The sequence below is a fragment of the Streptomyces sp. NPDC004539 genome, assembly GCF_040610055.1.
Lineage (GTDB): Bacteria > Actinomycetota > Actinomycetes > Streptomycetales > Streptomycetaceae > Streptomyces.
Genome location: NZ_JBEXLS010000001.1, coordinates 236,691 through 253,205, shown reverse-complemented (window position 1 = coordinate 253,205; position 16,515 = coordinate 236,691). Strand labels below are relative to the sequence as shown.

At 73.4% G+C, this 16,515-nt stretch carries 12 protein-coding genes; 9 read left to right on the top strand and 3 right to left on the bottom strand.

Annotation, left to right across the window (positions count from 1 at the left end; genetic code table 11):
* Positions 1 to 2: 2 nt before the first annotated feature.
* Positions 3 to 638, bottom strand: a complete 636-nt coding sequence (locus ABZX85_RS01090; protein WP_355861320.1) for a GNAT family N-acetyltransferase — start codon at positions 636 to 638, stop codon at positions 3 to 5.
* Between the two features lie 75 nt (positions 639 to 713).
* On the opposite strand from ABZX85_RS01090, the gene ABZX85_RS01085 reads away from it, so the two are divergent.
* Both ABZX85_RS01085 and ABZX85_RS01080 read left to right on the top strand, forming a co-directional pair.
* Positions 714 to 1,625 carry a MerR family transcriptional regulator gene (locus tag ABZX85_RS01085; protein ID WP_355861318.1) on the top strand — a complete coding sequence of 304 codons (912 nt, stop codon included), beginning with the start codon at positions 714 to 716 and terminating at the stop codon, positions 1,623 to 1,625.
* A gap of 48 nt (positions 1,626 to 1,673) precedes the next feature.
* Positions 1,674 to 1,886 carry an EF-hand domain-containing protein gene (locus ABZX85_RS01080; RefSeq protein WP_055723894.1) on the top strand — a complete coding sequence of 71 codons (213 nt, stop codon included), beginning with the start codon at positions 1,674 to 1,676 and terminating at the stop codon, positions 1,884 to 1,886.
* Between the two features lie 49 nt (positions 1,887 to 1,935).
* Here the strand turns inward: ABZX85_RS01080 and ABZX85_RS01075 are convergent, their stop codons facing one another.
* The gene (locus ABZX85_RS01075) at positions 1,936 to 2,760 is read right to left on the bottom strand and encodes an ATP-binding cassette domain-containing protein (protein WP_355861316.1); all 825 of its coding nucleotides are present in this window, start codon (positions 2,758 to 2,760) and stop codon (positions 1,936 to 1,938) included.
* Between the two features lie 47 nt (positions 2,761 to 2,807).
* On the opposite strand from ABZX85_RS01075, the gene ABZX85_RS01070 reads away from it, so the two are divergent.
* The 6 genes from ABZX85_RS01070 to ABZX85_RS01045 all read left to right on the top strand — a co-directional run bounded on the left by ABZX85_RS01070 (position 2,808) and on the right by ABZX85_RS01045 (position 13,051).
* Complete coding sequence (locus ABZX85_RS01070) at positions 2,808 to 3,497, top strand: FCD domain-containing protein (protein WP_355861314.1); 690 nt, start codon at positions 2,808 to 2,810, stop codon at positions 3,495 to 3,497.
* A 221-nt stretch (positions 3,498 to 3,718) separates the two neighbouring features.
* On the top strand, positions 3,719 to 4,381 hold the full coding sequence (locus ABZX85_RS01065) for an NAD(P)-binding domain-containing protein (protein ID WP_355861312.1): 663 nt from the start codon (positions 3,719 to 3,721) through the stop codon (positions 4,379 to 4,381).
* 359 nt (positions 4,382 to 4,740) lie between these two features.
* The gene (locus ABZX85_RS01060) at positions 4,741 to 8,169 is read left to right on the top strand and encodes an AAA family ATPase (RefSeq protein ID WP_355861310.1); all 3,429 of its coding nucleotides are present in this window, start codon (positions 4,741 to 4,743) and stop codon (positions 8,167 to 8,169) included.
* Between the two features lie 163 nt (positions 8,170 to 8,332).
* Entirely contained in the window at positions 8,333 to 8,527 is a 195-nt protein-coding gene (locus ABZX85_RS01055; protein ID WP_355861308.1) for a hypothetical protein, read from the top strand.
* 274 nt (positions 8,528 to 8,801) lie between these two features.
* On the top strand, positions 8,802 to 9,230 hold the full coding sequence (locus ABZX85_RS01050; protein ID WP_355861306.1) for a hypothetical protein: 429 nt from the start codon (positions 8,802 to 8,804) through the stop codon (positions 9,228 to 9,230).
* Entirely contained in the window at positions 9,227 to 13,051 is a 3,825-nt protein-coding gene (locus ABZX85_RS01045; RefSeq protein WP_355861304.1) for an NACHT and WD repeat domain-containing protein, read from the top strand. Before ABZX85_RS01050 ends, ABZX85_RS01045 begins: the two co-directional genes overlap by 4 nt.
* 10 nt (positions 13,052 to 13,061) lie before the next feature.
* Here ABZX85_RS01045 and ABZX85_RS01040 read toward each other — a convergent pair whose 3' ends face one another.
* Positions 13,062 to 14,039 (bottom strand): hypothetical protein, encoded by a 978-nt coding sequence (locus tag ABZX85_RS01040; RefSeq protein WP_355861302.1) that lies wholly within the window; start codon positions 14,037 to 14,039, stop codon positions 13,062 to 13,064.
* A gap of 147 nt (positions 14,040 to 14,186) precedes the next feature.
* On the opposite strand from ABZX85_RS01040, the gene ABZX85_RS01035 reads away from it, so the two are divergent.
* Entirely contained in the window at positions 14,187 to 16,478 is a 2,292-nt protein-coding gene (locus tag ABZX85_RS01035) for an NB-ARC domain-containing protein (RefSeq protein ID WP_355861300.1), read from the top strand.
* Positions 16,479 to 16,515 lie beyond the last annotated feature (37 nt).

Below are 16,515 nucleotides of genomic sequence, written 5' to 3'. Positions count from 1 at the left end.
GTTCACGACGAGCTGAGCATCAACAGCTCCCCGCCCACCGGCACATAGCCCGCCCCCTGGAACGCCCGCAGACTGCGGGCGTTCCCCGGCGCGACCTGCGCCCACACCGGCTCCCCGGCCAAGTACCGCGCCGTGTCCACCAGTTGCCGCCCGAGCCCCCGGCCGCGTACGGCGTCGTCGACCTCCACCGACACCTCCAGCCGCCCGCCGATCCCCCGCCCCAGGACCAGCACACCGCCCGCCGTCTCCCAGACGCGGACCTCGTCGCGCCTCTCCAGGGCGTACACCACCCGAGGGTGCCCGGCGTCCTCGATCTCCCGCAGCGGCAACGGGAGTTCGCCCTCGCGGGGCGCCGCCACCAGCATCACGTCGATCGTCTCGGCGCTGCGGCCCGTCCGCTCCAACAGGGCGTGCAGGAAAGCCGGATGCATCGGCGCCGAGAGCGGATCGCAGTCCACGCGCGCGAGTTGGGCGCGCACCCAGTCGGGGTCCTCGTCGAGGAAGACGACGGCGTGAGCCGTGAAGGACAGGACGCCCGCGTCGCGCGGGGACATCTGGGGGACGACCGTCAGCCCGCCGTCCGGCGGCGGGAAGACGCCCCGGGCCGCGCCGTCGAGAATGTCCCGCAAGGTCTCCACCCGTACGTCCCTCTCTCGCGTCTCCCGACGCCTCCTCTTGAGTCTCCACCCACTGGAAGGCCCAGACTCCGACACATGGTCGACCACGGTACGGGGCTGTTCACCATCGGCGAGCTGGCCCGCTCCAGCGGACTGTCCGTCCGCACCGTCCGCTACTGGTCCGACGAGGGCGTCCTCGACCCCGTCGGCCGCTCGGCGGGCGGCTACCGGCTGTACGACGCCGAGGGCGCCGCCCGGCTGGAGCTGATCCGCACGCTGCGCGAACTCGGGCTCGGGCTCGACGCCGTGCGGGAGGTGCTGGCCGGGGAGCGGACCGTCGCCGAGGTGGCCGCGACGCACGTCGCCGCCATCGACGTACAGATCAGGTCGCTGAAGGTGATCCGGGCCGTGCTGGCGAGCGTCGCACGACGGGGTTCCACGACGGAGGAGATGACACTCATGCACAGGCTGGCGAAGCTGTCCGCGGCCGAACGGCAGCGGATCATGGCGGAGTTCGTGGCGGAGACGCTGCACGGGCTGCCGGAGGTCGACCCGGACGTCCAGGAGCGGATGCGGCGGACGACTGTCGAGCTGTCCGACGATCCGACGCCCGAACAGGTGGACGCCTGGGTGGAGTTGGCGGAGATGGTGCAGGACCCGGCCTTCCGGGCGCAGATGCGGCGGGCGGTGGAGTTCAACGCGGGGGACCGGTCGGCGAGTTCACCGCCGGGTGAGACGGTGTGGTTCGCCAAACAGCTCGTCGAGCGGGTCGCGCCGTTGCGGGAGCGGGGGGTCGCGCCGGACGCGGCGGGGGCTCGTGCGGCGCTGCGGGAGCTGTTCGGCGACGGTGACCTCTCCGGCGTACTGGAGCGGATGACGGCCGGGTTCGACGAGCGGCTCGCGCGCTACCGGGAGCTGATCGCGGTGATCAACCGGCAGCCCGCGCCGCCGCACGCGGAGGACTTCGCGTGGGTGGTCGCCGCACTGCGCGCCGCCGCGGCCGGTTAGTCTGACCTGCGTCAGCACGACAGCAAGCAGTGGATAAGGGGCGGATCGGTGGCCAGCATCGAAGAAGCGCGCAAGGAATTCGACCGGATCGACACGGACGGTGACGGCGAGATCACCGCGGCCGAGTTCAAGACCGCCCTGGCGCAGGGGGGCGACTGGAACGTCACCGAGGCGGTCGCCGAGTCCATCATCAAGAGCCGTGACCTCGACGGCGACAAGAAGCTGTCGTTCGACGAGTTCTGGGCGCACCTGAGCAAGTAGCGGGCCGCTCCGGGCAGTTCCGGGGTGTTCCGGCTCGTTCCGGGCTTGTTCAACGTTTCGGCCGCTGGATGCGTACGCTCCAGCGGCCGTCGTCGTGCCGGTCCAGGGTGAGGGGCAGGTCGAAGCACTTGCCGACCAGGTCGGCGGTGAGGACCTCGGGCGCCGGGCCCTGGGCGAGGGTGCGGCCGTCGCGCAGCAGCAGGGCGTGCGTGGTGTGCGGCGGGAGTTCCTCCAGGTGGTGGGTGACCAGGACGGTCGCCAGGGCGGGGTGCTCCTCGGCGAGCGTGCCCAGCGCGCCGATCAGCTGCTCCCGGCCCGGCAGGTCGAGGCCGGTCGCCGGTTCGTCGAGCAGCAGCAGACGTGGGCTCGGCATCAGGGCGCGGGCGATGAGCGTACGGCCGCGCTGGCCCTGCGAGAGGGTCGGCCAGCGGGCGTCCCCGAGGGCGGCCAGGCCCAGCGTCCCCGCCAGCTCCGCCGCCCGCTCGCGCTGCTGTGGGGTGGGGCGCCAACGGGGGAGCGGGGCCACCGAGTTGGTGACGCCGGTGAGGATCACCTCGTGGACGGTCAGGGGGTCGTGCAGGGGGTGCCGGGGGTCGACGTGTCCGACGTACGACCTCAAGTCCCGTACGTCCACCCGGCCGAGCCGGCTGCCCAGGACGTCCACCGTGCCGTGCGTGGGGTGTACACGGGCGCCCAGGAGGCCCAACAGGGTCGACTTTCCGGCTCCGTTGGCGCCGAGGAGGGCCCAGTGCTCGCCGGCGCGGACTCGGAGGGTGACCTCTTGGAGGATCGGGCGGCCGTCTCGTACGACGTGGGTGTCTTCGGCGTGCAGGACCAAGGGGGTGGGGGCGTCGGGGGTCGGGGTGTCGGGCATGCCGGTACGCTAGTCACTCCTCAGGTCCTCAGACAAGTGAGCCACTTATGTCACTAGGTCCCGTCCGGCCCAGCCCTCTCGTCGAGCAGGCGACCTCGCTGCTGCGGGCGCGGATCGTCGCCGGGGAGTGGGCGGTGGGCGACCGGCTGCCCGGCGAGACGACCCTCGCGGCCCTGCTCGGCGTCGGCCGGTCCACCGTCCGCGAAGCCCTGCGCGGGCTCGCCGGGGAGGGGTTCGTGCGGGCCCGGCAGGGGGCCGGCGTGTTCGTCGTCGCCGTCGAACCGGCCGCCGAGGAGTGGCCCGCCCGGCTGCGGAAGGCGGCGGTGCGGGACGTGTACGAGGTGCGGATGGCCGTCGAGACGCATGCGGCACGGCTCGCGGCGGAGCGTCGTACGGAGGAGGACCTGGTGGCGATCGAGGCGGCGCTCGCGGGGCGGCGGGCGGCTGCGGGCGGGGGCGACCGGGCGTTCGTCGAGGCGGACATCGCGTTTCACGCGGCGGTGGTGGCTGCCGCGCACAATCCCGTATTGGAGGGGCTGCTCGGGGATTTCGTGCCGGTGCTGCGGGAGGGGTTGGTGGAGTTGCTGGCGTTGAGCGGGATGCGGGTGGGGGACCCGGGGGCGCATGACGCGGCGCACGAGGCGTTGGTGCGGGCTGTGCGGGAGGGGGACGGGGAGCGGGCGGGGGAGGTGGTGCGGAGGGAGTTGGAGGACCCGTTCGGGGAGGCGGGGGAGTAGGGGTGGGGGGTAGGGAGTAGTACGGGTACTAGGGGGCCGTTTGGAGCAGCGCGGGGGCGAGGGGTGCGGGGCGGTGGGGGAATGGGGGTGGTCCGGATACGGCCCGCGATGGATACGGCCCGCGATGGAGGTGGCCGGGAATCGGTGCGGCCGGGAATAGGGACGGCCGGGCTCCGGTTGGGGCCGGTTGAATGCACGTGCATCTACCTGGAGGGTCTGTCATGAAGATCGGCATCATCGGGGCGGGCAACATCGGCGGCAACCTCACCCGGCGGCTCGCCGCGCTCGGGCACGACGTGTCCGTCGCGAACTCCCGGGGGCCGCAGACGCTCACCGACCTCGCCGCCGAGACGGGGGCCGTGCCGGTCGCCGTCGGGGAGGCCGCGAAGGGCGCCGAGATCGTCGTCGTCACGATCCCGCTCAAGGCGATCCCGGGGCTGCCGGGGGACGTGCTCGACGGTGCCGCCGAGGGCGCGGTCGTCATCGACACGAACAACTACTACCCGCAGCAGCGGGACGGGCGGATCGACGGCATCGAGGACGAGGGCATCACCGAGAGCCGGTGGGTGTCGAACCAGCTCGGGCGCGAGGTCGTGAAGGCGTTCAACGGGACGTTCGCGCAGGACATCCTGGACCGGCACCGGCCCGCCGGGGACCCCGAGCGGATCGCCCTGCCGGTCGCGGGGGACGACGCGGCGGCCAAGGAGAAGGTGCGCGCGCTGATCGACGAGCTGGGCTTCGACTCGGTCGACGCCGGGTCGATCGACGAGTCGTGGCGTCAGCAGCCGGAGACGCCGGTGTACGGGCTTCGGGGTGGGGTGGACGAGGTACGGAAGGCGCTGGCGGAGGCTTCGGCGGAGCGGCCTGAGGGGTTCCGGGGATAAGGGGTTGGTGGGGTGGGGGGCTCGGGGATTCTGGAGGTTCCTAGGGGGCCTGGGGTTGTAGGGGATGGCCCTTAAGGGTTCCCAGGGCCAGGGTTGTAGGGGGTGGCCCTTAGGGGTTCCCCGGGTTGTACGGGTAGCCCCTAGGGGTAGGTCTGCGGCCGGTTCGGGGCGGGGCTCCGGGCCGGCTGTCGGCCGTCCGGCCGGGGTGAGTCGTACGCCGTCGAGGGCTGCCGTCCCGACTCCGCTGTCCTGACTCTGTTCCCGGGCGGTCGTATCCGGCCATACTGGGCGTCCTCCGGCGGGGAAGGGGCGGCTCCGTGGCGGCCAGTGGTGACCTTTTCGTACCGAATCCCTCTCCGTTGGCCGGGCGCGGCGCCGAACTCGGTGTGCTGCGGGAGGCGTGGCGCCAGACGAGGCGGCTGCGGCCCACCGTCGTGGTCGTCGAAGGGGCGCCCGGCATCGGCAAGTCGGCGCTCGTCGCCGCGTTCCTCCAGGAGGCCGCGCCGCCGCTCGTCGCGCGGTCCTACGGGGACGAGGCGTGGGAGCGGCGGCCCTGGGAGGTGCTGCGGCAGGTCGTCCAGGGGCTGCCGGGCGCGCGGGGCGGGGAGTTGACCGAGGAGGCCGATCCGGCGCTGGTCGCGCGGGCGCTCGCGGAGGATCTGCGGGGGGCGGGGCCGGTGGTGGTCGTCGTGGACGACGCGCACTGGGGGGACCGGCCGTCGATGACCGCGCTCCGGCTCGCCGCGCGGTCGCTGCGCAGCGAGCCGGTGCTGTTCCTGCTGGCGTACGTCCCGGCGGACGCGGCCGTCACGCCGGGGAGGGCGTGGGGGCGGGCGCACGAGGGGCTGCACGAGGGGTGGCGGCGGCTCGTCGAGTCCGAACAGGGGGCCGTCGTACGGCTGGAGGGGCTTTCCGCGGACGCGCTGCTGCGGCTCGCGCCGGTCTGGGGGCAGCCTCGGCTGTCTCCCGCCGGGGCGGCGCATCTGCATGAGCTGACCGGTGGGAACCCTTTGCACGCACGGCAGTTGCTCCAGCAGGTTGCTCCGCACGCGCTCGCGTACGGGCGGGGGCCGTTGCCCGCGCATCGGTCCATGCCGTTGACGCTGATCTCCCGGTTGGGGTCGTGTGCGCCGGGGACTCGGGATCTCGTGGCAGCGGGGGCGGTGTTGGGGCGGCGGTTTCTGCTGGCGCAGGCACGGGAGTTGGCGGGGTTGGGGGTGGGTGTGAGTGTGGAAGGGGGTGGGCTGGACGGTGACTTGCGTGTGGGCGGCGGTAGTTGGGGTGGTGGGAGTGGTCGGGTCGGTGACGGGGGTGTGGGGGGCGATGGCTGGGCTGGTGACGGGGGTTCGGTGGGGCGAGGTGGCGATGTGGGGGCGGCGCTCGACGAGGCCGTACGGGCGGGGTTGTTGGTCGAGGTGCCGGGGACCGGGGGGCGTGCGCTGGCGTTTCCCAACGGGGTGATCGGGGACTACGTGTACAGCGACATGAGCCCGGGGCGGCGGCGTCGGCTGCATCGGGCCGCCGCGGAGTTCGGGGGGCCCGACGCGTTGTGGCATCGGATCGCCGCGGACGAGGGGCGGAACGAGGACATAGCCGTCGCGGCCGAGCGGGAGGCTCGGCGGCAACTCTCCCTGGGGAACCTGAGGTTGGCCGCGGTGTATGCCGGGCACGCGCTCGAACTGACGCCGCCCGGGCCGCAGGTGCGGGCTCGGTTGCTGACCGCTGTGGAGGCGTTGCTGGTGAGCGGCGACGCGTCCACCGCTCGGCGGTACGAGGGGGAGTTGGGGGCGTTGGCGCCGGGGGCGTGGGTGGATTACGTGAACGGGTATCTGGTGTTGCTGGGTGGGCGAATTGGGGAGGCTCGGGGGTTGTTCTTGCGGGCGTTGGAGGGGGTGCGGGTGGAGGGGGTGGCGGTGGAGTCGGAGGCTGAGGCTGAGGTGGTGGGATCGGGTGCGGGTGGTGCGGGTGGTGCGGGTGGTGCGGGTGGTGCGGGTGGTGCGGGTGCCGGGGGTGCCGGGGGTGCTGCGGGAGGCGCGGGCGGTGTGGAAGGGGCGCGGGCGCAGGCTGCGGTCCCTCCCGGCCGACTCCCCTCCACCAACGAGGCGCCCCTGTACGGCAGTCCGGCCCCCTCGGACACCACGCGCCCCTCCTCGGGCCCGGCCCACCCGGACACCGCACCCCTTCCCTCGGCGCCGGCTCCCCAGAACGCCGAGCCTCTTCCCTCAGCGCCGGCCCACCCGGACACGACCCCCCTTCTCCCGGCGCCGACTCACCCCGAAACCCTGTCCCACCCCGACTCTCCGGCTCCCCCCGAACCCCCGGCTCCCCCCGAACCCCCGGCTCCCCCCGAACCCCCGGCTCCCCCCGAACCCCCGGCCCGTCCCGAACCCCCGGCTCCCCCCGAACCCCCGGCCCGTCCCGAACCCCCGGCCCGTCCCGAACCCCCGGCCCGCCCCAACCCCCCGACGCCCTCCGCCCCCGTCGACCTCGAAGCCCGTATCGCCACGCAGCTCGCCATCATCGGTGTCGTCCAACTCGACTACCAGGACATGGTGTTCTACGGCGACGCGGCGGTCGCGGCACGGACGCGGGAGCCGTGGGTGAGGGCGTTCGCGTGGTTCGCGAAGACCGTGGGGGCGGCGCTGGCGGGCGATTCGGCAAGGGCGTTGCGGGAGTTGGCGGCCGTGCATCTGCCGGGGGCGGCGGCCGGGCTCGACGGCCTGGTGGCGCGCGGCATGATCCGGCTGTGGACGGACGACCTGGACGGCGCGCACGCGGACCTGACCAGCGCGGTCGAGCGGGCGACCCGGGGCGAGGCGCTGCGGATCGGGCAGGGACTCGGCTTCCTCGGAGAGGCCGAGTACCGGCGGGGCAACCTCGCGGAGGCCGTCCGGCTGACGGCGTCGGCGATCGGGGACGCGGCGGAGAACGGCCGCGTCTGGGACTACCCCCTGCTGCACGCCCTCGCCTGCTACCCCCTTGCCGCACAGGGCAGTTGGGAGGAGGCGGCCCGGCACGCGCAGGAGGCCACGGACTGGTCCCAGCTCCTCGCCAGCCCCATGAGCTTCGCGTTCGCGGCAGGCGCCCGCGCCGCCATCGCCCAGGCCGCCGAGGACCTCCCCGGTCTCCTGGACGCCGCCGAGGCGATCGAGGCGCACTACTCGTCCCGCGAACCCGGCGCCCACCTCTTCGGCCCGGTCCTCGCGGACGCCCTCTCCCGGCTGGGCCGCACCCGGGAGGCGGCCCGGGAACTCGCCGCGTTCGTCGCCCGCACCCACTCCGTGAACCGTACGTCCGCCCAGCTCGCCGTGGCCCGCGTCCGCGCCCAGATCAGCGAGGCCCGCGGCGAACCGGCCGCCGCCCTCGCGTCCTGCGAGGAGGCACTCACCCTGGCCAAGGAGGCGGGCCTGCCATTGGAGGGCGCCCGCGTACGGCTCCTGACGGCACGTCAATCAGCGGCGCTGGGCAGGGGACTGGCGGCGGAGTCGGCATTACGCGAGGCCCTGCACACCTTCACCGAGGCCGGCGCCCACGCCTACGAGGCCCAGACCCGGCGCCTCGCCGACGAGTTGGGCCTGAGCCTCACCGGCCCCGTCTCCGCCCTCGCCGGACTCACCCCACGCGAACGCGAAGCCGTCCGCCTCATGCGCACCGGCCTCTCCAACCAGGCCATCGCCCGCAGCCTCGGCGTCGCGGAGAAAACCGTCGAGACCCACCTCCAGCACGCCTACGACAAGCTGCACTTGAGCCGGGAACAGCTGAAGGGGCTGAAGCTGGCGGAGGACTGAGGAACACCGGCGTCAACAGGGCGCTGCCGAGCCCGACTTCCGGGGCCCCGACCCCGTACACCCCAGGGGCGACCGCCCGGTTTCTCGGGGGGTCCTCCCGAGGCGGCGCCCCGACTCCCGTCCTACCGTGCGACAACGGCGACCGCAGGGAACGGAGTCCGGCGTGCTGATCCTCATCGAACTGCGCAGGTCGGCGGAGGGCCACTTGGAGGGGACGGTGAAGACCGGCCCCGAGGACGGGGGTTGGCCCTTCCACGGCGTCGTCTCCCTGGTCTCCGCCCTGGAGGCCCACCTGGACGACGCCGAAGGGGCACGCTTCTCGGGAGGTGCGGACGCAGAACCAGGGGGCGACCCCTGAGGACACGGCCGGGCCACCGCCGTACGTTGACCTGGCGGACCCGGGGAGCCGGATGCGGGGCCCGCGCACAGGGGAAACGGGCGTGATCCGCGCCCAGGGCCGGCCGGCGGAGCCGTGACAACGGCATCGGGGGACTCCGTCCGGTCGGCCCGCGCACATCGAACGGTCACGACAGGTCCGAAGCGCACCAAGAGCGTTCATCGCGCACGGACCGGCGCGGCCGGTGCGAGAACAGTCCCCACGAGACCATCCACACCGCGACGGGGGCGGACATATGGACACCGAACTGGCCACTCTCGCGGCGAGCGCCGCGAACGCACTCGTGGGCGCGCTCACCACCGAGACCTGGGAGCGCGCCCGCACCCTCATCGCCCGCCTGCGCGGCACCTCCGACACCGGCCGTCTCGCCCTCGAACTCGCCGAGGACCGCGAGCTGTTGCTCGCCGACCCGGCGAACGCGAGGAACCGCGCCGCCCTCACGGCCGCCTGGCAGCAGAGGTTCAGGACCCTCATCGCCGACGACCCGGACGCCGCCCGCGCCTTCCTCGGCCTCGTCGCCGAACTCGCCGAAACCGCCGAACCCACCCGACCCGCCGGGCCGGTCGGCTCCACCGGCCCCACCTTCCATGCCGAGTCCCACGACACCTCCCGCGTCTACCAGGCGGCCGGCGACATGAACTTCGGCCGGCCCCCTCAGCCATGACGGACCGTCACGACAGAGTCGCCGTCACTCTCTCCGCCTGGGCGGCCGGCGACAGCACCGTCATCCAGGCCGGCCGCGACATCGTCGTCCACCACTACGCCGACGGCACGACCGCCTACGACGCCAGGCCCTCGGCCGTCGACGAGTGCCCGTACCCCGGACTGAAGGCGTTCGACCGGGAGTCGGCTCACTGGTTCTTCGGACGGCAGCGGCTGCTGGTGGAGCTGGGGGCGACGCTCGCCCGCTGTGTGGACGAGGGCACGCCCGCGGCGGTCGTCGCCCCCTCCGGCGCGGGCAAGTCCTCACTCCTGCGGGCCGGTCTCCTCCCCGAACTGACGAAGGGACGGATACTCCCCGGCTCCCGGCACTGGCCGCAGCTCCTGCTGCGCCCCACGGAAGACCCCGTCGGACAACTCGCCCAAGCCTGCGCCCGCTTGACCGACACCGACCCCGACGACTGGCGCACCGCCCTGGACCACGGCCCCGCCACCTTCCGCGAGTTGCTCCGCACCACCCTCCAACTCCCGCCCGGCCACCGGGTCGTCATCGTCGTCGACCAGCTGGAGGAACTCTTCACCCAGTGCCGCGACGAATCCGCCCGCACCCGCTTCGTCGACGCCCTCGCCTCCCTGACCCCCCTCGCCCTGCTCGTCTACGGCCTGCGCGCCGACCGCTACGGCGACTGCACCCCCTACCCGCATCTGCTGAGCGCCCTGCGCAACGACGTGATCGTCGGAGCGATGTCCGACGCCGAGATCCGCGAGGCGATCGAGGGCCCGACAAGAGGCGTGGGCGGCCTCTCGATCGACCCCCAACTCGTCGACGTCATCGTCCGCGACCTGCGCGCGGGCGCCGGACAGCGCCCGGACGCCTACCCGCCGGGCCGCCTGCCGTTCCTCTCCCAGGCCCTGCACTCCACCTGGCAGCAGCGCACCGACGACCGGATGACCCTCGCCGCCTACCGGGCGGCGGGCGGCATCGACAACGCGGTCAACTCGGCGGCCCAGCGCGTGTACCGCAACCTGACGGACGATCAGAAGCGGGTCGCCCGCGTCCTGTTCACCGGTCTGGTCCGGGTCGACGAACGCGGCGAGACCACGTTCCGCCGCCGCACCCGCCGCGCACTCCTCCAGGAGGCCCTCGACCCGGCCCAGGTCCCGCCCGTGGTCGACGCGTTCACCGAGGCCCGGCTCCTCACCCAGAACGGCGGCGGACCCGACGGCGAGACCGTCGAGATCACCCACGAGGCGCTGCTGAGGGAGTGGAAGCAACTCCACAAGTGGATCGCGCCGGACGAGAAGCAGTCCCTGGTCCGCCAGGAGGTGTGGGAGGCAGCCGCCCGCTGGTCCGGCGGCGAACACCGGGACAGGGACGTCCTGTTCAGGGGCAAACGCCTCGACGATGCCCGCAACTGGTCGACCGCCGCCGACCCCGCCGACGTCACCCGCCTCGTCGCCGACTTCCTGCACGCCTCCGGCGCCCAGCAACGCCGCTCCCGCCGGCTGCGCCAGGGCGCCGTCGCCGTCGTCTCCGCGCTCGCCCTGATCGCCTCCGCGCTCGCCGTCTACGCGCTCGACCGCCGCCGCGAGGCCGTCGAACAGCGCGACGAGGCGATCTTCAACCGGGTCACCGCCGAGGCCGACCGGCTGCGCGGCACGGACAGTGCGCTCGCCGCCCAACTCGACCTCGCGGCCTACGACATGAGGCCCACGGACACCCTGCGCACCCGGCTGCTCGCCGCGTCGGGCGCCATCCTCCCGCAGACCCTGCCCGGCCGCTTCGGCACGGTGTACACCGTCGCCTTCGGACCCGGCGGCGACCTCATGACGGCCGCCTCCGCCCCCACAGACACGCTCGGCAGGCTGCGCCTGTGGAACGTCCCGCGCACCGCGTCGGCCACCCCGCTCACCGGTGAGATCCGCGCGGGCACCGCCGTCGGCGGCATCCAGCCCCTCGTCCACGACCAGCGCAACGGCCTGCTGGTCTGGGGCAGTTCGGACGGCCTGATCCGCGTCCTCGACGTCTCCGACCCCGCCCACCCGCAACCGCTCTCCGCGGCCGTGAAGGTCACCCCGGGCACGGTCAACAGCCTCGCGCTCAGCTCCGACGGCAGCACCCTCGCCGTCGGCGTCACCGTCGCGGGCACCGCCAAACCCGGTGTCCCGTCCGTCATGACGGGCGACGTCCAGCTCTGGAGCCTCGCCGACCCGCGCGCCCCACGCCGGCTCAGCACACCCCTGAGCGCACGCGGCCAAGGCGTCCAGTCCGTCGCCCTGACCCCCGACCGGAAAGTCCTCGTGGCGAGCGGCGGCACCGCCCAAGGAGGCGACGGGGCAGCCCTGTTGAAGCTCTGGGACATCTCCGACCCGGCCCACCCGAAGCCGCTGCCCGACCCGAAGGGCGGCCACAACGTCGTCGTCAACCAGATCGCGATCAGCCCCGACGGCCGTACCCTCGCCACCGCCTCCAGCGACTACCGCGTCCTGCTGTGGAACCTCGCCGACCCCGGCAGGCTCACCCCCGTCAACCAGCTCATGCTCGGCTCGATCGTCAACTCGGTCGCCTTCAGCCCCGACGGACAGCTCCTCGCGACCGGCGACACCTCCGGCGGCGTCAACCTCTGGAACGTCCGCGCCCCGGCCCGCGCCCGCGTCATCTCCCCCACTTTGCGCGGCCATTCGGGCCTCGTGAGCACCCTCGCCTTCAGCCCGGACAGCCGTACGGTCGTCAGCGGCGGCGCCGACGGAGTCGTACGACTGTGGCGGCTGCCACCGGCGTTGGTGATCGGCGACGAGGTGCTGGCGCTCGCCGTGACGCCCGACGGACGCCGGGTCGCCGTCGCGACCGGCAACCGGGTCACCCTGTGGGACGTCTCCGCCCCGGACCGACTCGTGCGCCTCGGTGAACTCCCTTTGCTGGGCGGCTCGGTGAACGCGCTCGCGTTCCGGCCGGGGAGCCGACAGGTGCTGGCCACCGGCGAGTTCACCGGTGCGGTCCGGCTCTGGGACGTCACCTCGCCCACCCGCCCGGTCGCCCTCTCGCCGCCGCTCACTGGGAACGGCGACCCGGTGTCGGCGGTCGCCTTCGGCGCCGACGGCACCACCCTCGCCGTCGGCTACCTGGAGATCCGCAACCGGTACGCGGGCGGCCTGCGCGCCTGGAACACCTCAGATCCCGCCCGCCCGACGGCACTTGGCGGCAACCTCGGCGGAATCACCCTCCCCGTCCGGGCGTTGGCGGCGGACCCGGCCAACGACCGCATCTACTCGGGGGACATGATCGGCCTGCTCCGCGCCTGGCGGGCCACCCGGGGCACCGCTCCGGTGATGACCGGATACGCCATCACCCCCCAGGTCGTCTTCGCGGTCGCCCTCAGCCGCGACGGCCATCTCCTCGCAACAGCGGGCGGAGACAGCCGACTTCACCTCTGGAACGTCTCCGGCACCGGCGCCCCGCGCAAGACCGGCACCACCCTCACCGCCGGCGCCATGCTCAACTCCGCGGACTTCTCCCCGGACGGGACACTCCTCGCGAGCGGCGACGCGGTCGGCGAGATCCGCCTCTGGAGCACCACCGACCCCACCCGCGCCACCCTCTACGGCGCCCCCGTCCCCGGCCACATCGGCTCGGTCTCCGGCCTGCGCTTCCTCCCGCGCGGCACCCTCCTCAGCGCCGGCGGCGACGGCACCGTCCGCCTCTGGCAGACCGCCGTCCCCCAGGCCCGCACCCTCATCTGCGCGGCGACCCGCACCGCGATGACGAAGGAGGCATGGCGCGAACACGTCTCGGCGGACCTCCCGTACACCCCACCCTGCGCCTGACCCCTCGTACTCACCGCCCCCACAACGACACCCCGCCGTCCGTCCCCACCGTCGCCACCAGCCGCGCGTCCGCACTGAACGCGACCGCCCTGGCCGGGAGTTCGGCCGGACTGCCCAGATGACGGGGCCGCTCCGGCCGCGCGATGTCCCAGAGCCGTACGACGCCGTCCTCGCCGATCACCGCGAGGAGAGAGGCGTCCGGACTGAACGCGAGGGCGCGCGGAAGGCGGGCACCGGTGTTCAACGGGCGCCCCCTCGGGGTGGGTTCGTAGTTACGGGAGAGGTCCCAGAGCTGGACGTTGCCCAAGTCGTCCGCCAGTGCCAGGGAGTTGCCGTCCGGCGAGAACTGCGCGGCGTGCGCGCCCTCCGGGAAACTCGCCGTCGTCATGAAGCCCTCACGCGCGCCCCCGTCCGTCGCGGCCTCCTGGAGGACGGTCAGGTTCCGTGAGCGGCGGACGACCAGATCGAGGGTCTCGGCGCGCTTGCGCAGAGCCTTCACGTCCCTGACCTCGGGGGCGGACTCCAGCCCGGGGCGAACCCCCAACCCCTCCTCCCAGCTCATCAGTTGCCCGTCGGACACCGCGAGCACCGTCCGGCGGTCCGCGTCGATCCCCAGCGCCGACATCGGGCCGGCATCCGGCACACGCGCGACGTACCCCCTCCTCGGCCGCGCGACATCGGCCACGTCCCACGCCTCGACCCCACCACCCCCGACCACCAGCAGACGGCACCTCTCCGCCGGCGAGAACACCAGCCGCTCGGCCCCGACCCGAACCCGCAACTCCCCGACAGCCCGCCACCGCACCTCCAACGCACCCCTCCCAGAAGGGGACTTGTCCGTCCAGGGCGTGGGAAGCACGCCCTGCGCGGCTGCCGTGGTGAGGCAGGTGAGGACGAGTGCGAGGGTGGTGAGGAGACCGGGAAGCCGGCGGGGTGGGGAGAGGGGGTGCGCATCCAGGTACATGTCCTCTGCTCGCAAGCCAGTCACAGAAGGAACGGTAGCGGAGTGTGCGTGAGTAATGGCACACAGTAAGGAAAGTGCTATCTTCAGCCTCGCCGCCACGCACAGAGATCTTGTGGATACGATTTCCGCAACGGCGAGTTGGGGGCGATCTGCGTGGAAGCGTTGATGGGCATGGCGATCTCGGCGGTCGGCACCGTCGCCTCGGGCGCCCTGTCCGGCGCCGGCGGCGAAGCGGGACGACGGATCTCCGAACGCCTCCACGGACTGCTCGGCCGCGCCCGCCCCGAAGCGGACACCACGCTTCCCGTCACCGACTCCGACCGCACCGAAGCCGCCCGCGACCTCGTCGAACTCGCCCACAGCTCACCGGAGTTGGCCGACGAGGTCGCCGCCTGGCTGCGCGAGGTGTCCCGGCTCGACCGCCGCACCATGTCGACTGCCGCCCCCCGCCCCCGCATGCTGCCCCCGCTGACCGCCGTGTTCACGGACCGCGAGGACGTCGTCGAGTGGATCGAGACGCTGCCCGGCGAGGGCGACACCGGCGGCCCGGCCGTCGGCGTCCTCACCGGCCCCGGCGGCATCGGCAAGACCGCCGTAGCCGTCCGGGGCGCCCACCGGCTGAGGGAACGCCTCCCCGACGGCGACCTCTTCGTCGACCTCGCCGGAGACTCCGCCGCCACCGCCCTCACCCCCTCCGAAGTCCTCGCTCGCTTCCTCGAAGCACTCGGCGTGGCCCCCGACCGGGTGCCCGGCGACGAGGCCCGCCAACGCGACCTGTACCGCACCCTGACCGCCGACCGGCGCCTGCTCGTCGTCCTCGACAACGCGCACGACGACGCCCAGGTACTGCCGTTGATCCCGGCCTCGCCCACCTCGACGGTCCTCGTCACGAGTCGGCACCGCCTCCCACGGCTGATCGCCCACCACGGCGCCCGCCCCCGCACCGTCGAACCCCTGTCCACCGAGGACTCGATGCTCCTCCTGACGCGTACGGTGGGAAGAGCCGCCCCGGAAGCGGACGTCCGCGCCGTCGCCGAAGGAACCGGCGGCTACCCGCTCGCGGTGTGCACCACCGGCGCCGGACTCGCCGAACGCACCCACCTGAGCTGGGCGCGCGTGGCCCAGGAACTGCGCCGGGCCGAGGAGGACGGTGCGATGACCGACAACCCCGTACGCCATGCCCACGACGTCTCCTACGGCGAACTCCCCCCGGACACCGCCACGTTCTACCGCGCGCTCGGCTCCTGGGCCTGGCCCGCCCTCACCGTCCCCCTCGCCGCGCAGGCCGCCGGAATCCCCGAGGGCCAGGCCCGCACCCAGCTCGAACACCTCGCCCGCGTACACCTGTTGACCGAGATCGCGGAGGAGCGCTACCGCTTCCACGACGCCGCCCGCGCACACGCACGGGAGTTGGCCCTCGCCGAGGACGGTCACAGCCGAACAGCCGCTGCGGTACGGCGAGTCGCCGTCGCATACCTCAAGTCCACGGCGAGCGCCGACTTCCGGGTGATGCCGCTGCGGTGGCGGATCGGCACCGCCTACAACGGGCTCCGGCCGAACGGCGAACCCGGCGACAGCAAACGCGCGTTGGACGAGCTGAGCCGCGAGCGGGAGAACATCGCCGCCACGATCCGGGCCGCCGCGCACCACGGATTCGACGACCTCGTCTGGCAGTTGTGCGAGGCGACCTGGAGTCTCCACCTGCGGCTCGGCTTCCACGCGCAGTGGATCGACACCCACCTCCTCGGCGTCGAGGCCGCCCGCCGCCAGGCCGAGGAGTTCGGGAACCCCCGCGCGGTGGGCCGGATGCTCGTCCAACTCGCCTTCGGACACATGGGAGTCGGCAGGGCCGCCGACGCCGAGACGGCGCTCACCGAGGCCGTCGCCGCCGACCGCGCCTGCGGTCACCACCGGGGCGAGGCCAGTGCCGTGGAGACGGCCGGACTCCTCCAACTCCGGCTGTGGAACTGGGGCGAGGCCGCCCGACGCTTCCAAGAGGCCCGCGCGATCTGGGAACGCGTCTCCGAAGGCGACGACGGCCGGCGGGACAAGGAGCGCGCGATCGCCCTCCTCGACCTGCACACCGGACGCGCGGAGACCGGCGCGGGCGACTTCCCCGCCGCCCTCACCCGCCTCAACGGCGCCTTGGTGGCGTTCCGTTCACTCAAGGACGCCCACAACGAGGGGCGCGTCTACATGTGCCTCGGCGAGCTGCACCGCAGCGCCGGGAACCTCGAACAGGCCCTCGTCTGCCTCGACAAGGCCGTCGACGTCATGACCGCCGAGGGCGCCGGGCTCCAGCGGGCCGACGCGGTCGAGGTGCGGGCCGATGTGTACCGGCGCGCGGGCCGGGTCGCGGAGGAGGCGGCTGATCTGGCGCTCGCGGTCGAGTGCTACGAGGCGAACGGGGATTCGGCGGGGGCGGAGCGGGTGCGGGAGCGGCTGGCCGTACTGGAGGGGTGAGGCGCTTCAGAGAAGCGTGCCCCGGTTCAGGGGAGGG

What these genes read in the sequence shown, in the direction of transcription:
- ABZX85_RS01035 (WP_355861300.1), top strand. Translation starts at nt 14,187, where the DNA reads ATGGCGATCTCGGCGGTCGGCACCGTCGCCTCGGGCGCCCTGTCCGGC.
- ABZX85_RS01070 (WP_355861314.1), top strand. Translation starts at nt 2,808, where the DNA reads ATGTCACTAGGTCCCGTCCGGCCCAGCCCTCTCGTCGAGCAGGCGACC.
- ABZX85_RS01075 (WP_355861316.1), bottom strand. Translation starts at nt 2,760, where the DNA reads ATGCCCGACACCCCGACCCCCGACGCCCCCACCCCCTTGGTCCTGCAC.
- ABZX85_RS01050 (WP_355861306.1), top strand. Translation starts at nt 8,802, where the DNA reads ATGGACACCGAACTGGCCACTCTCGCGGCGAGCGCCGCGAACGCACTC.
- ABZX85_RS01085 (WP_355861318.1), top strand. Translation starts at nt 714, where the DNA reads ATGGTCGACCACGGTACGGGGCTGTTCACCATCGGCGAGCTGGCCCGC.
- ABZX85_RS01045 (WP_355861304.1), top strand. Translation starts at nt 9,227, where the DNA reads ATGACGGACCGTCACGACAGAGTCGCCGTCACTCTCTCCGCCTGGGCG.
- ABZX85_RS01065 (WP_355861312.1), top strand. Translation starts at nt 3,719, where the DNA reads ATGAAGATCGGCATCATCGGGGCGGGCAACATCGGCGGCAACCTCACC.